Origin of the sequence: Citrobacter sp. Cpo015, assembly GCF_030333035.1 — a bacterium.
Classification (GTDB): Bacteria; Pseudomonadota; Gammaproteobacteria; order Enterobacterales; family Enterobacteriaceae; genus Citrobacter; species Citrobacter portucalensis.
Genome location: NZ_JAOWGS010000019.1, coordinates 1,040,587 through 1,054,901 on the forward strand (window position 1 = coordinate 1,040,587; position 14,315 = coordinate 1,054,901).

The 14,315-nt window shown below is 51.8% G+C and carries 13 protein-coding genes; 8 read left to right on the forward strand and 5 right to left on the reverse strand.

Translation table 11 applies throughout. From position 1 onward, the window contains the following. Positions 1-9: 9 nt before the first annotated feature. Complete coding sequence (locus OGY67_RS05090) at positions 10-1,551, reverse strand: methyl-accepting chemotaxis protein (RefSeq protein ID WP_286573631.1); 1,542 nt, start codon at positions 1,549-1,551, stop codon at positions 10-12. A gap of 514 nt (positions 1,552-2,065) precedes the next feature. Here OGY67_RS05090 and OGY67_RS05095 point away from each other — a divergent pair. From OGY67_RS05095 to OGY67_RS05120, 7 genes are read left to right on the forward strand one after another with little or no spacing between them, the layout of a single operon-like run. Then, on the forward strand, positions 2,066-3,064 hold the full coding sequence (locus OGY67_RS05095; protein WP_286573634.1) for an MsnO8 family LLM class oxidoreductase: 999 nt from the start codon (positions 2,066-2,068) through the stop codon (positions 3,062-3,064). After that, complete coding sequence (locus OGY67_RS05100) at positions 3,064-4,185, forward strand: amidohydrolase (protein ID WP_008784823.1); 1,122 nt, start codon at positions 3,064-3,066, stop codon at positions 4,183-4,185. The genes OGY67_RS05095 and OGY67_RS05100 overlap by 1 nt, the downstream gene beginning before the upstream one ends. A 25-nt stretch (positions 4,186-4,210) precedes the next feature. Then, positions 4,211-5,524 carry an LLM class flavin-dependent oxidoreductase gene (locus OGY67_RS23765; RefSeq protein WP_502872176.1) on the forward strand — a complete coding sequence of 438 codons (1,314 nt, stop codon included), beginning with the start codon at positions 4,211-4,213 and terminating at the stop codon, positions 5,522-5,524. Positions 5,525-5,536: 12 nt separating this feature from the next. Beyond that, positions 5,537-6,469, forward strand: coding sequence for an ABC transporter substrate-binding protein (locus OGY67_RS23770; protein ID WP_032943502.1), 933 nt, complete (start codon positions 5,537-5,539; stop codon positions 6,467-6,469). Positions 6,470-6,479: 10 nt separating this feature from the next. Next, positions 6,480-6,989: a GNAT family N-acetyltransferase gene (locus OGY67_RS05110; protein WP_286573636.1), complete on the forward strand. Its 510-nt coding sequence runs from the start codon at positions 6,480-6,482 to the stop codon at positions 6,987-6,989. Positions 6,990-6,998: 9 nt separating this feature from the next. Then, positions 6,999-7,925 carry an amino acid ABC transporter permease gene (locus OGY67_RS05115; RefSeq protein WP_048214165.1) on the forward strand — a complete coding sequence of 309 codons (927 nt, stop codon included), beginning with the start codon at positions 6,999-7,001 and terminating at the stop codon, positions 7,923-7,925. After that, positions 7,909-8,682, forward strand: a complete 774-nt coding sequence (locus OGY67_RS05120; RefSeq protein WP_279850606.1) for an amino acid ABC transporter ATP-binding protein — start codon at positions 7,909-7,911, stop codon at positions 8,680-8,682. The genes OGY67_RS05115 and OGY67_RS05120 overlap by 17 nt, the downstream gene beginning before the upstream one ends. Positions 8,683-8,717: 35 nt before the next feature. Here OGY67_RS05120 and OGY67_RS05125 read toward each other — a convergent pair whose 3' ends face one another. After that, positions 8,718-9,707, reverse strand: a complete 990-nt coding sequence (locus OGY67_RS05125) for a zinc-dependent alcohol dehydrogenase family protein (protein WP_071445645.1) — start codon at positions 9,705-9,707, stop codon at positions 8,718-8,720. A gap of 89 nt (positions 9,708-9,796) precedes the next feature. After that, the gene (locus OGY67_RS05130) at positions 9,797-10,726 is read right to left on the reverse strand and encodes a LysR family transcriptional regulator (protein ID WP_286573640.1); all 930 of its coding nucleotides are present in this window, start codon (positions 10,724-10,726) and stop codon (positions 9,797-9,799) included. A gap of 112 nt (positions 10,727-10,838) precedes the next feature. On the opposite strand from OGY67_RS05130, the gene OGY67_RS05135 reads away from it, so the two are divergent. Further along, a complete protein-coding gene (locus OGY67_RS05135; RefSeq protein ID WP_126318050.1) occupies positions 10,839-11,456 on the forward strand; it encodes a glutathione S-transferase family protein in 618 nt (205 codons plus the stop codon). A 69-nt stretch (positions 11,457-11,525) separates the two neighbouring features. On the opposite strand, the gene OGY67_RS05140 is transcribed toward OGY67_RS05135, so the two are convergent. Together OGY67_RS05140 and OGY67_RS05145 are read right to left on the reverse strand one after the other, a co-directional pair. Continuing rightward, positions 11,526-12,836 carry an MFS transporter gene (locus tag OGY67_RS05140; protein ID WP_008784815.1) on the reverse strand — a complete coding sequence of 437 codons (1,311 nt, stop codon included), beginning with the start codon at positions 12,834-12,836 and terminating at the stop codon, positions 11,526-11,528. 74 nt (positions 12,837-12,910) lie between these two features. Further along, positions 12,911-14,107, reverse strand: a complete 1,197-nt coding sequence (locus OGY67_RS05145; protein WP_032943493.1) for an L-talarate/galactarate dehydratase — start codon at positions 14,105-14,107, stop codon at positions 12,911-12,913. Positions 14,108-14,315: the final 208 nt, after the last annotated feature.

The following is a 14,315-nucleotide window of genomic DNA, read 5'->3' on the forward strand; positions in this document are numbered from 1 at the left end:
GCCGTAAGGTTATGCTGATACGCCAAAGACCTGAACGGCCTGCTGTAAGCGCGATGAACGTTGAGTCAGATCGGCGGTAGCATCGGTGACACGCTCCACCATCTCGGCGTTATTGTGTGTCATGGTGCCAACGCGTGAAATCGAATCGTTAATCAGATCCAGCGCCTGGGTTTGCTCACGCGTCGCCAGACTAATATCTTTGATCATCATCGACATCTGCAGGACATCGCCAATCATCCCTGTGAGATGCGTTTCCGTTTGCTCCACCATTTTGACACCGCTGTTAACGTTAGCGACATTCTTCTCAATCAGCTGTTTGATCTCTTTTGCTGCAGACGCCGAATGCTGCGCCAGATTACGGACCTCTGCCGCCACAACGGCAAAACCACGCCCGGACTCCCCGGCCCGCGCGGCTTCAACCGCGGCATTGAGCGCCAGAATATTAGTCTGGAAAGCAATACTGTCGATAACGCCGATGATGTCGACTATCTGCCCGTTGTCACGCGATATCGCCTGCATCATGGCGATAGTTTGTTTCATAATATCGCCGCCTTCTGCCGCATTGGCGCTGGTTTTATCGGCCATGGTCATAGTATGAACCGCAGTCTCAGCAGTTTGCTGTACCGCGCTACCAATTTCTTCAATGGCGGCAGCGGTTTGTTGCAGGTCGGCGGAGGTTTCTTCTGAACGCTTGTGCAGCGCCGTACCTTCTTTTGATACCCGTTGACTGATGGCGCGAATACCGGATATTTGCGTACTGACATCATCGACCAGGGAACTCAGATTAAGCCCGGACTGATTAACCAGACGCATCAGCATTCCGATCTCATCCACCCGATTTAAATGACAGTTATCAGGTTTTCTCCCGGATACCACTTTCTTCATTTGCGTCAGTAGCGTATTAACTGGCTGACAAATTTGATACTTAAGGTAAATAGCAAGCATCAGAAATAAGAACAATAACCCTCCCGCCTGAATAAATGGATTAACAGGAGCGAAGAGAAATAGCACAGCGAGCAGGGCGATTACCCCTAAAGAATAATTGACGCGCTGGCTAATACTCAGCCATTTAAACATTGATGCCCATGACAATATTCCGCGACGTATGATAATGCCTTTAAAAAGACGAAACCCTTTAAGCTGCTGATTATTAATTTTTTGATATAAGCTTTCGCTTTGAGTTATTTCATCGCGCGAAGGAACGGTACGCACCGAGATGTAGCCGGTGAGTTTTTCATTGTGCCAGACTGGCGTAACGTTGGCGCGAACCCAGTAATGGTCGCCATTCTGTCGACGGTTTTTCACCATCCCCGTCCAGCTGTCTCCCTGCTGTAGCGTGTACCACATATCGGCGAACGCCGCGGGAGGCATATCGGGATGGCGAATAATATTATGTGGTTCGCCCATTAACTGGTGTTCGTTAAATCCGCTGGCATCAATAAACGCGGAGTTGGCGTAGGTAATATGACTTTCTTTATCCGTCGTAGAAAGCAGCGTCGCTTTATCGTTAAGTGCGTGCTCAATTTGTGTAACGGGCATGTTACTTTTCATAGAGGTCCCATGGTGCTATGTATAATCCATACAAAAATCCCCGCAATAAAATCGGGGGATATTAAAATCTGTTTTAAACCGTTTTAATAAGAACGTTGCATTCTCTACTAATCATCAATTCTGTGGAAGTAGTTAAAATAAAAACTCCTATGTAAATCATTCATCCTGTGTCATAAAAGTGAAACAATTAATACAAGCGCATAACGTGACAAGTCGTTTAAACTGACTTAACGTAAATCGCGTTAAAAAACCTTTTCGTAAAAAGAAAACTGGCATGAAATGATTTTGATGCTATTACCGTGATGCCAACGACCCTATTATATTTTGTAGGCTATTAATTGCGGGTGTTTTTCTGTTTAGCGTTACAACCAGTACTGGGCGATCCAAATTTTAACCCTGGCAGCGACAGGGGCTGTTATCTACTTTTTAGCTGAGTAAATGTGAATTAAATGTTTCAGTATGGCTATTTGATAAATTAATAATAAAGACATGTTAACAAACATAGGCTCGTAACATGTCATATCGCCTGAGTATTCTGGATAAAAGCCCCATCGATGAAGGTGAAACTGCCGCGACCGCGCTTTCCCGGACGTTGCGCCTGGCGCAACTGGCAGAAGAGTGGGGGTACCATCGTTTCTGGATCGCGGAACACCATAATACGGCACAGCTGGCCAGCCCATCGCCGGAGCTGGTGATCGCCTGGATCCTCGGGCAAACCCAGCGTATCCGCGTAGGTTCCGGCGGCGTAATGCTGCAACATTACAGCCCGTACAAAGTGGCGGAAAACTTCAATCTTCTGGCATCGCTGGCCCCTGGACGTGTCGATCTCGGCGTAGGGAAAGCCCCTGGCGGCTTACCGCTTTCGACCCAGGCGTTACAGCAGGGACTACATCAGGATGAAAAAGGCAGTTTTGCTGACCAGCTTTCCCAGCTTAACGACTGGCTGGTGCTGAGCGGAACGGAAAGCGGGGAAACGGTATTCCCGACGCCAATTCCACCGATACCACCGGAAAAGTTTGTACTGGGAGCCAGTGTGCAAAGCGCGCAGTTAGCAGCGCAATCCGACTGGAATTTCATCTTCGCAGCGCACCTCAATGGTGACAAAGCGTTATTGCATGACGTTTTGTCCTTCTGGCAGACCCACAGTGCACGCCCGACGATAGTCGCCGTCCAGGTGATTGTGGCTGACAGTTACGACACCGCTGCGCAACTGGCGGAAAACGTACAAATCTGGGGCGTGGAGCTGGAAGATGGTCAACGTGTCACGGTAGCCAGCGAAGAACAGGCGCTGGCGTTTGCCGCTCAGTCTGGCAGCCCACCACGCAAAATCGCGCGTCGTGAGCAGGCGTTGCTACACGGCACCGCTCAGGAGGTGATGGCAAAGCTGAATGCTCTGCATACGCAATTTGGCATTGACGAGTTCATTATCGACACGCCAGTGGCGCAAGGGCATGCGCGTCTGACATCGCTGCGTTTGTTGGCGCAAGCCCATAACGCCGTGGAGGTGCTCTGATGACTCTCGGCTCAACGCTTATCGACTGGCGTCGTGAACTACATCAGCATCCGGAGCTTTCCCTGCAGGAGGAAGCAACCACGGCGCGCATTCACGCTTGGTTGCACGCTGCGGACGTCGACATTCTGCCGTTCGAGCTGAAAACCGGTCTGGTCGCTGAAATTGGTCAGGGTGAAGATGTCATCGCGCTGCGGGCGGATATCGACGCGCTACCGATAGAAGAAAGCGCCGACGTTCCGTTTCGCTCACTCACGCCGGGCGTGATGCATGCCTGCGGGCATGACGTCCATACCAGCGTCATGCTTGGTGCAGCACTGCTGCTAAAACAGCAGGAAATAACCTTACCGGGACGAGTACGTATTTTGTTTCAGCCAGCTGAAGAGAGTTTCGGCGGCGCAAAAACGTTGATCCGCGCCGGTGCGCTGCAAAACGTAGCGGCTATTTTCGGTATGCACAATGAGCCCGGTTTGCCAGTGGGCGAATTTGCCACACGCGGCGGCGCATTTTATGCCAATGTCGACCGCTTCGTACTGCGCATTAATGGCAAGGGCGCACATGCGGCGCGTCCGCATGAAGGTAAAGATGCCATCCTGCTCGCCAGCCAGTTGGTAACGGTGCTGCAAAGCGTTGCCAGCCGCGACATAAACACGCTGGATTCGGTGGTGCTCAGCGTGACCCGTATTCAGGGAGGAAACACATGGAACGTACTGCCGGAGTCCGTTGAGCTGGAAGGGACACTCAGAACGCACCGAACCCAGGTACAGCAGCAGGTTAAGGCCCGCGTTAATGACATCGCCGCCGGATTTGCCCACGCCTTTGGCGCACAAATCGACGTAATCTGGCATGCGGGACCAACCGCATTGGTAAATGATGATCGTTGGGCCGATATTGCCACCGCGGTGGCGAAACAGTCAGGCTATACCACCCACCATGCCGACCTGCATATGGGCGGGGAGGATTTTGCCGTCTACCTGCAAAATACACCTGGCGCATTTGTCAGTATTGGCAGCGCCAGTGAATACGGATTACATCACCCGGGATTTAATCCGGACGAGCGTTTAATTGAACCTGCCGCGCACTACTTTGCGCAGTTAGCAAAAACGGCATTCGCACACCTTTAAGTTTACCTGTTGGGTAGGGGTTATTATGGCTGAAAATCGGCAACTACGGCTCGGCACTATTCTACATGGCGCATCGGGAAATATGTCCGCATGGCGCCATCCGGCGGCTCAGGCTGATGCCAGTATTAATTTTGATTTTGTCAAAGAGACGGCGCTTATTGCGGAAAAAGGGAAGCTGGATTTTATTTTTGTCGCCGATGGTCTGTATATTAATGAAAAATCAATCCCACACTTTTTAAATCGTTTTGAGCCGCTGACAGTATTATCCGCTTTGGCCAGTATCACCACGAATCTGGGGCTGGTTGGCACGGTGTCCACATCATACAGCGAGCCGTTTACGACCGCACGGCAGTTCGCTAGCCTGGACCATCTCAGCAAGGGGCGCGCGGGTTGGAACGTGGTGACGTCGCCTCTGGAAGGATCGGCAAAAAACTATTCTCGCGCTCAGCATCCAGAGCATGCCCAGCGTTATCGTATTGCCGATGAATATTTACAGGTAGTGAAAGGGCTGTGGGATTCCTGGGAAGATGATGCTTTTATCCGTAATAAAACAAGTGGGGAATTTTTTAATCCGCAAAAACTGCATACGCTTAATCATCATGGAGATTATTTCCAGGTTGCCGGGCCCTTAAATATTGGGCGTACACCACAAGGTCGTCCGATTATATTTCAGGCGGGCGCTTCAGCAGATGGTAAAAAATTAGCGGCGCAGCATGCTGATGCCATTTTTACCCATCAGGAGTCGCTGGCAGAGGCTAAAGCTTTCTATCAGGATGTAAAAAGCCAGCTGGAAGTCGCCGGACGACATCCCGAACAACTGCATATATTCCAGGGCGTCAGCGTTATTGTTGGCGACAGCGCAGAAGACGTTGAGCAGCAGTATCAGACTACCGCGGCGCTGGTCTCCGTTACTGACGCGCTGAACTATCTTGGCCGCTACTTTGAACATCATGATTTTGCCCAATATCCGCTGGACGCACCGTTCCCGGATCTGGGCTCTCTCGGACAAAACAGCTTTCGCAGTACGACTGATGAGATCAAACGCAACGCACGTGAGCGTGGTTTAACACTTCGTCAGGTTGCTCTGGAAGCGGCCAGTCCACGTCCGCGTTTCAGCGGCACGCCACAACAGGTTGCCGACGGCCTGCAGCAGTGGTTCGACGAAAAAGCCGCAGACGGTTTTATCATCCAGGGTGGCACGCCGGATACCTTCCCGCGTTTTGTCGAACAGGTTGTCCCTGTGCTTCAGGCGCGCGGCCTGTTCCGCCATGAATATCCCGGTACGACCCTGCGCGCAAGCCTGGGATTAGCGATACCTGCAAATCAATTCACACAATAAGAGAAAAATGCTATGCAGAAAAAATCAGTATTTCTCGCGCTGTCACTGGCTTTCAGCGCGACCGTTTGGGCAAATGAGGTGACGATTAACGGCACCGGCGTAAGCCTGGAAGCCAATAAAGCGCCGATCAATACAGCAAAGAATCCGCAGGCGATTGCGCAGTTGCCCGCAAACCTGCACCTGGCCGTACCGGGTAAATTCACCGTGGCGATTGCCGGGCTCAGCCAGCCGCCGCTGACCGTATTTGCCGATGACAATAAAACGCTGATCGGCAGCGAGGCGGATATCGCGCGTCTGGTGGCTGACAGTTTGGGGCTGGAACTCAACGTTGTACCTACGTCATGGGAAGACTGGCCGCTGGGCGTCACTTCCGGCAAATACGATGCCGCGATCAGCAATATTACCGTCACCAAAGCACGCAAAGAAAAATTCGATTTCGCGACGTATCGGAAGGACTCTCTTGGCTTTTATGTCAAAACCGGTAGCAAGCTGAAGAAAATCGAGCAGGCGGAAGATATCGCAGGACTACGCATTATCGTCGGTTCGGGGACTAACCAGGAAGCCATTCTGTTGGCCTGGAACGATGAGAACGTGAAGAAAGGGTTACAGCCGTTTACGCCGGTATATACCAAAGATGATGCCGCGCAAACCCTGGCCCTACAGTCAGGCCGCGCCGATGCCTACTTCGGTCCTAATGTAATCGGCGCGTGGAAAGCTGCACTCAACGGTAAAACGCAATTAGTGGGTAGCGTTGATGGCGGTTGGCCAAAAGCGGCACATATCGCTGTGACGCTGAAAAAAGACAGCGGTCTGGTTCTGCCGGTACAAACCGCCCTCAACGGCGTGATTGGCAACGGCGACTATGACAAGGTGCTGAATCGCTGGGGAGAAGGGGTGGAACGCATTCCACAATCTGAAATCAACCCGGCCGGTTTAGGCGACTAAGGAGGTCATCGTGAGCGATCAATTTCGCGTGCTCTCACCGGAAGCCAGCGAGCTGCAGCCCATTTTGAACGGTCTGTTCGGTGAATATGCCGCCCGCTATGGCGATTACTTTTCTCGCGACGCTGAACTGGAACTGACCGAATGGTATCTGGCGCCGCAGGGACTTTTTGTGGTACTGGAGCGCCGCGGCGAAATTATCGCCACCGGGGCTTACAAACCTTACGACAAGGACACCGCCGAGATTAAGCGTATCTGGACAAAAAGCAGCCTGCGTCAGCAGGGGCTGGCGGCGCGCGTGGTGCAGGAACTGGAACGTAGAGCGCTGCTCGCAGGCTACAGCCGGATTTATCTGACCACGGGATTTCGCCAGCCGGAGGCCGTCAGACTTTATTTAAGCCAGGGCTACGATCCGCAATTTGATACGACGCGCGATCCCGAAGAGTACAGCCTGCCGCCGTTTGATGGACGGCTGCGCTTTACCAAACTGCTGACTATTGCCGGTCAGGCCAGAATCGCCTGAGGAGAGAAAATGAAAACGACAGATAGCATTAGAGTCGTACCGGCACGTTATCCCATGCGTACCGTAGGCGCGGTCATTGCCTTATTTGCCCTTGCGGTAATTCTCCAGTCCGTGGCGTTTAATCCGCGCTGGGAATGGAGCGTGTTTGCCCGCTGGTTCTTTGATCCGGTTATCTTGTCCGGCCTCGGGCAAACGCTGTTACTGACGCTGATCGGGACGCTGTTGAGTATTGTCATCGGCGGTCTGCTGGCGTTGGCGCGGCTTTCATCTTCCTGGCTGTTGAACGGTCTGGCATGGGGATACATCTGGCTGTTTCGTTCGTTACCGCTGATTGTGGTGCTGATCGTTTTGTACAACTTCTCCTATCTGTACGACACGTTGACGATTGGTATTCCGTTTACTCCCATTCAGTGGGGAAGTTTTGAGACCATCAATGTACTCGGTCAGTTTTCCACTGCGGTGGTTGGCCTGACGCTGGTGCAAAGCGCCTATACCGCTGAAATTATTCGGGGTGGATTTTTAGGGGTCGATCACGGTCAGTACGAGGCAGCGGCAGCACTGGGCTTACCGGCAGGGCGACGTACGCTGCGGATTATTCTGCCGCAGGCGCTACGCACCATTTTGCCTGCTGGATTCAATGAAATCATCAGCCTGGCGAAAGGGACGGCGATGGTATATGTGCTGGCAATGCCGGAGCTGTTCTACACCATCCAGATGATATATAACCGCACGCAGGAAGTGATCCCGCTGCTGATGGTGGGTGCGGTATGGTATCTGGTGATCACCAGCGTCCTGTCGTTAATTCAGCACCTGGTTGAACGTGCGTTGGCACGCAGCGAACGACGTTCAGCGATCAACACAACCCGGGTGAGGCGTGCAGAAAAACGCAGTCGTCAACGTCCACAGCAGGAGGCCGTCCATGTCCCGCTCGCCTGAAGGCCATATTTCTATTACCGGCGTTAGCAAATACTTTGGTCGCCACAAAGCGCTGGATAATGTGTCGCTGGAGATCCCTCCCGGTACGGTAACGGTTATTCTTGGCCCGTCCGGTTCAGGGAAATCCACACTCCTGCGGGCCATCAACCATCTGGAACGCGTCGATGAGGGGTTTATTCAAATCGATGGCGATTACATTGGCTATCGTCGGCAGGGAGACAAGCTGTATGAGCTGAAAGAGGCGGAAATTTTGCGCCAGCGCGTTAACGTCGGCTATGTGTTCCAGAACTTTAATCTGTTCCCGCACTTAACGGTTCTGGAGAATCTGATTGAAGCGCCCATTGCGCACGGACTGGCAACGCGTAAAACCGCCACCGAGCGGGCATTAACTCTGCTTGATGCAGTAGGGTTACGGAATAAAGCCGATGCCTGGTCGCGTCACTTATCCGGAGGTCAGCAGCAGCGTATCGCTATTGCCCGTGCGCTGGCGTTAAATCCGCGCGTCATGCTGTTTGATGAGCCTACATCTGCACTGGATCCTGAACTGGTCGGTGAAGTACTGGATGTCATTAAAGCGCTGGCGAAGTCGGGAACCACGCTGGTTGTGGTAACGCATGAGATTGGCTTCGCCCGGGAAGTGGCGGATCAGGTGGTGTTTATGGTCGATGGCAAAATCATCGAGCAGGGCAGCAGCGAGCAAGTGCTGAATCATCCAAGCCACACGCGCACTCAGCAGTTTTTGTCGAAAGTGCTTTGAGACACAATGCGGCACAAGGCTGTGCCGCACAGAGGTTACAGAGTGACGACGATTTTGCCTACCTGGCCGTTGGCTTCCATGTATTGATGTGCTTCGACGATATCATCAAAGGCAAAGGTTTTATCAATCAGCGGCTTGAGCTGGCCAGACTGCAATCCTTCAAAGATAAACCGTTTCGCCCGCGCAAGTTTTTCTGCGTCCGTGGTGATTTCGAAAATCTCATAGCCGCGGAAGGTCAGATGACGACCGAGTATCTCAATGACCGGGATAGAAAGGTCACGTGAATCAAGCGAACCATACTGGAAAAAGAGCCCACCGGCTGGCATCACTTGGGCAATTCTTGCCACCGCTGGGCCACCGACCGGATCGAACACCACGCGTGTTCCTTTACCCTCAGTAATCCGCTGAATCTCGGCCACCAGATCCTGCTCCTGGCTTGCAATAACCTCTGCCGCGCCCAGTTGCAGCAACTGATCACGTTTCTCACTGGTCCGTGTCATCGCAATCGGTTTTGCTCCCCGCATGTTAGCAATCTGAATTGCCGCCAGTCCGACGCTGCTGGAAGCAGCATTGATCAGCACGTTATCACCGGGCTTAATATCCGCATATTCAACCAGCGCACCGAAAGCGGTCACATACATCATCCAGCTGGCAGCAGCCTCGGTAAAGCTCAGGTTTTGTGGATGCTTTACGACCGCGTGAGCGGGGGCATTAACGACTTCACCATACATTCCATATTGATGAAAGCTGAATGCCGGGATGACGCTAACGTAATCGCCAGGTGCAAACTCACGTACATTGTCTCCCACTGATTCAATGACTCCGGCAGCTTCATAACCCAGTCGCGCCGGGAAATTAGGTTGGTAAATATACTGTCCGGTGCGGTACATAACTTCCGCACGGTTGATACCAATAGCCCGCACGCGGATCTGAACCTCATTTGCATCAGGCGCGGGAACCTGCATCTCCTGAATCTTCAGGACTTCAGCGCCACCAATTTGATTAAAAACTACGACCTTAGACATAGCAGACCTCAGTAAATTGTTCTGTATTGGGTCTGCACAATTTAACGACTCAGATGAGAGTGAAAAACCGTTGTTGCGGAACTTCACTATTACTTATTTTGTAATAATCCCTGAAGTCGCGGTTTTTGTTGGCTAAAAAGTTCGCATAACCAGTCAATGAATACCCGAACCCGAGGGGCGAGATGACGTCTGTCCGGGTAAAGCACCGAAACTGGTTTTGATTCTCCGGTATAATCGGCCAGCACCTCAACAAGCTGGCCTGACTGAAGATAGGGCGCAAGGACAGCATGAACGCCACGTATAATGCCGAGTCCAGATAAGCAGCCGGTCAACAGAATATCGGAGTTATCAACGCTTATCCGCCCTGCGGGGGTGAACGATTCGGTTTTACCTCTGTTGACGAAGGTCCATTCCAGCGCTTCGCGATGACGCTCGCTAAAAAAGTTAAGCGCCTGGTGTCGGGATAAATCCTCTGGTACCTGCGGCACCCCCTGTTTTTGCAGATAATCCGGTGAAGCACAGGTCACCATTTTGACCTCACCAAGCTGCCTGGAGATCAAGGTCGAATCTTGTAGCTCGCCAATACGGATCATGCAGTCGATGCCTTCGGCAAGCATATCGATTCTACGGTCGGTGGAGGTGAGCACCATCTCGATGTCAGGATACCGCGACTGGAAATCTTTCAGCGCAGGAACTAACACGGAGTGCGCCAGCGACAGAGGTGCATTAACCCTGAGTTTTCCGCGTGGCGGGCGAGTTGGCGAGAAAGAAGCCATGATGTCATCAACGTCACTGAGCAGTATTTTTGTGCGTTGGTAAAAAGCATCACCTTCTTCTGTCAGACTCACTTTACGAGTCGTGCGGTTAAGCAACTTTGCCCCCAGATCGTCTTCAAGATGTTGGATAGCTTTGGTCACCGCAGGGCGGTGCAGGTGTAACACATCTGCGGCTCTGGCAAATCCACCTTGCTCAACAACCTGTACAAAAATGTTCATGTATTCAAACATACTGGAACGCATTGCTTATTCTCCCCCGGTATTCGACCATTGTTATTATGAAAGTAATAATCATGTCTGCATAGGTTGCCGAATGCTGCTCTACACTTAGGGTTTTAACGTTGGGGGTTGCAGCATGATTAAGGTCTATGGGGTACCGGGCTGGGGATCGGCCATCAGTGAAGTGATGCTCACACTGGCGGAGATCCCTTACAGCTTTATTGATGTGGACGGTTTTGACAGCGATGGTCCTTCGCGGGAGTTGCTTAAAACAATGAATCCACTATGCCAGGTGCCCACGCTGGTACTGGAAAATGGCAGCGTGTTGACGGAAACGGCGGCGATCGCGCTGATGATCCTCGATCGTCGCCCCGAACTTTCACCACCCGTTGGACACGCCGAACGCCAGCAGTTTCAGCGTCTGCTGATATGGTTGGTGGCAAATGTCTATCCCACGTTTACCTATGCCGATTATCCTGACCGATGGGTACCGGACGCCCCGGCGCAGTTGAAAAAGAACTGCATTGAGTACCGTAAATCCCTCTATATGTGGCTGAACAACCAGCTAAGCGCCGAGCCGTACGCATTTGGGGATCAGCTAACACTGCTGGACATTTACATTGCCGTTATGCGCACCTGGGGACCAGGGCATGACTGGTTTCAGGACAACACGCCGAATATTAGCGCCATCGCCGATGCGGTTTGTCAGCATCCGAGGCTGCGTACCGTACTGAAAAGCAATAAGATTATTTGAGTAAAAAACGCTGTTCCGCAGGAGTGCAAATCCCGGAACAGCGGGCGAACTATCGCCATAAGTTTTAAATTACGCGACAGAAGGGGTCAGCGTAATACGATCCAATGGACCCACGATAAACAGATAAGAAATCAGACCAATCAGCCCCATCGAACCGACGTACAGAATGGCGTAATCAAAAGACTGGGTATTCGCCAGAATGATGCCGATCACCAGTGGCGTGATGATACTGGCCATATTGCCGCACATATTGAAAACGCCACCTGCAATACCGAGCACTTCTTTTGGCGAGGTATCGCTAAGTACGCACCATCCCAGATTGCCAAAACCTTTGGCGAAAAACGCCAGACTCATCGCCGCGATCACCACAAATTCTGACGAGGTGTAGTTGGCGATAACGATGACGCAGGAAAGCAGCATTCCGCAGATAACCGGCAGCTTACGGGCAATCGTCAGGCTGTAGCCGCGCTTTAAAAGCCAGTCGGAGAAAACACCGCCTAATAATCCACCGATAAAACCGGCAATGGCAGGGATACTGGCGACAAACCCCACTTTGAGGATCGACATGCCTTTCGCCTGATACAGATAAGTAGGGAACCAGGTCAGGAAGAACCAGGTAATGGATGTCACGCAGAACTGTCCGATATATACGCCAATCATCATGCGGTTGACGCAGACGCTTTTAATTTGCGCAAAGGTAATCTTCTGTGGTTCTTTTTTATTACCCAGCGACGGTTCACCACCGCCTTCCCGAATATAGTCAATTTCCTGCTGGTTCACCTTTGGATGATGCATAGGGTCTCTGACTTTGACCAACCAGAAGATGCCAAGAATAACGCCTATTGCCCCAATGTAATAAAACACAAAGTGCCAACTGAGATTATGCAAAATAATCGTCATTAGCGGCGTAATAATCCCTAACGAGATATATTGCGCGGCCTGATAGACAGAGGTAACAAAGCCCCGTTCGTTATTAGGAAACCACTGCACGCTTAATCGGCTATTGGCCGGAAAGGCCGGAGCTTCAATCGCACCCATCAGTAATCGTAAGATAATCAATACGACAAGCGGGCTGGCGTACAGATAAATGGTGCCCTGAAACATAGTGACCAGCGACCAGCCAATCAGTGCGCAGCCGTATACCAGACGCGAGCCATAGCGATCCAGCAGCCAGCCGCCGGGGAGTTGCATAATGACATAAGAAATACCGAAGGCAGAAAAGGCCAGCCCCATTGCTTCAGGATCAAAACCTAATTCTTTGCTCATAATCGGCGCCACGACGGATAACGTCGCGCGATCGGCGTAATTAAATACGGTCGCAAGAAACAGAAATATCAGAATGCCGTAACGCACTTTTGTACGCTTTATTATTGTGTTCATCACCCACTCCTTTCATAAGGTTGAGAGCGTTTTTGTAGGGGAGGAGGGCGGGTATTGCTTACCCGCCAAATTAATTAAGGACGTTTGCCAAACTCGCAGGTTAATTGCGTCCAGCGGCGCGCCTGCTCGCTGATGCTGAAGCCCAGACCGTGACGATCGGAAACCCACATCCGGCCATCGCGCAGCTCAAGTTGTTCGTTAAATAACGGGTTCAGCCATTCGAAATGCTCCAGCCATGGCTCAAGCGGATAAGCAGCGGACAGATGCAGGTGAACTTCCATAGCGAAGTGTGGAGCCAACTTGCGACCATGTTTAGCCGCCAGGTCCATAATTTTCAGGAACGGTGAAATCCCTCCCACACGCGGTGCATCGGGCTGCACAAAATCGCTGGCATTGCCGAGGATCAGCTGTTCATGTTCGCGGAAGCTGGTCAGCATTTCACCGGTGGCAATCGGGGTATCAAGCGCGGCGGCCAGTTGGGCGTGGCCTTCAACATCGTAGGCGTCCAGCGGCTCTTCAATCCAGATTAGATTGAACTGCTCCATTTTACGTCCCATACGGATGGCGGTTTCCCGATCCCACTGCTGATTGGCATCGACCATTAGCGGGAAGTCATCCCCCAGCGCTTCACGCACCGCGGTTAAGCGGCGAATATCCTCGGCGCAGTTTGGCTGACCAACCTTGAGTTTGATACCACCAATGCCGTTTTCACGGGAAATAACCACGTTTTTTAGCACCTGATCCAGCGGCGTATGCAGGAATCCGCCGGAGGTGTTGTAGCACTGCACGGAGTCCCGATGCGCGCCAAGCAGTTTTGCCAGCGGCAATCCTGCACGCTTGGCTTTCATATCCCATAATGCGATATCGATAGGGGAGATGGCCTGTACCGCCATGCCGCTGCGCCCCACGGAAGCGCCAGCCCACAGCAGCTTGGTGTAGATCTTGTCAATATCGTTTGGATCTTCACCTAACAGGTTATCGGCAATTTCTTTGGCATGCGCATAGATTCCCTGGCCGCCAGCCCGCTTGGAGTAACTAAATCCCACACCTTCAAACCCGTCGCGGCTGCGGATCTCGGCGATGATTATGGCGACTTCAGTTAGCGGTTTCTGGCGACCGGTGAGCACTTTGGCATCGCTCACGGGGGTTGCCAGAGGAAGGAAAGCCAGAGACAGTTTTACCCATTCAATACGGTCACCGGTTTCTGCTGCGGTTTTAGCGTTAGCCGATTTGGCATAGGTCACGGCATCGGAATTGGCACTTAAAGACATATTGTTCTCTCCTGGTGATAACAAATGATTGCGCTATCATTTTTAATGTTAGCGCAATCACTGTGCCAGCGAATTGACTGCGATTTGAACAATTGCTCACAAATTCAGAGAGAGAAGGGTGGTAAATTATAAACGACGTCACATTCCAGTACTTTATGGAGAAATGCACAAATCATTGTGATTGCGCTATCATTATGAATGAAGCTTA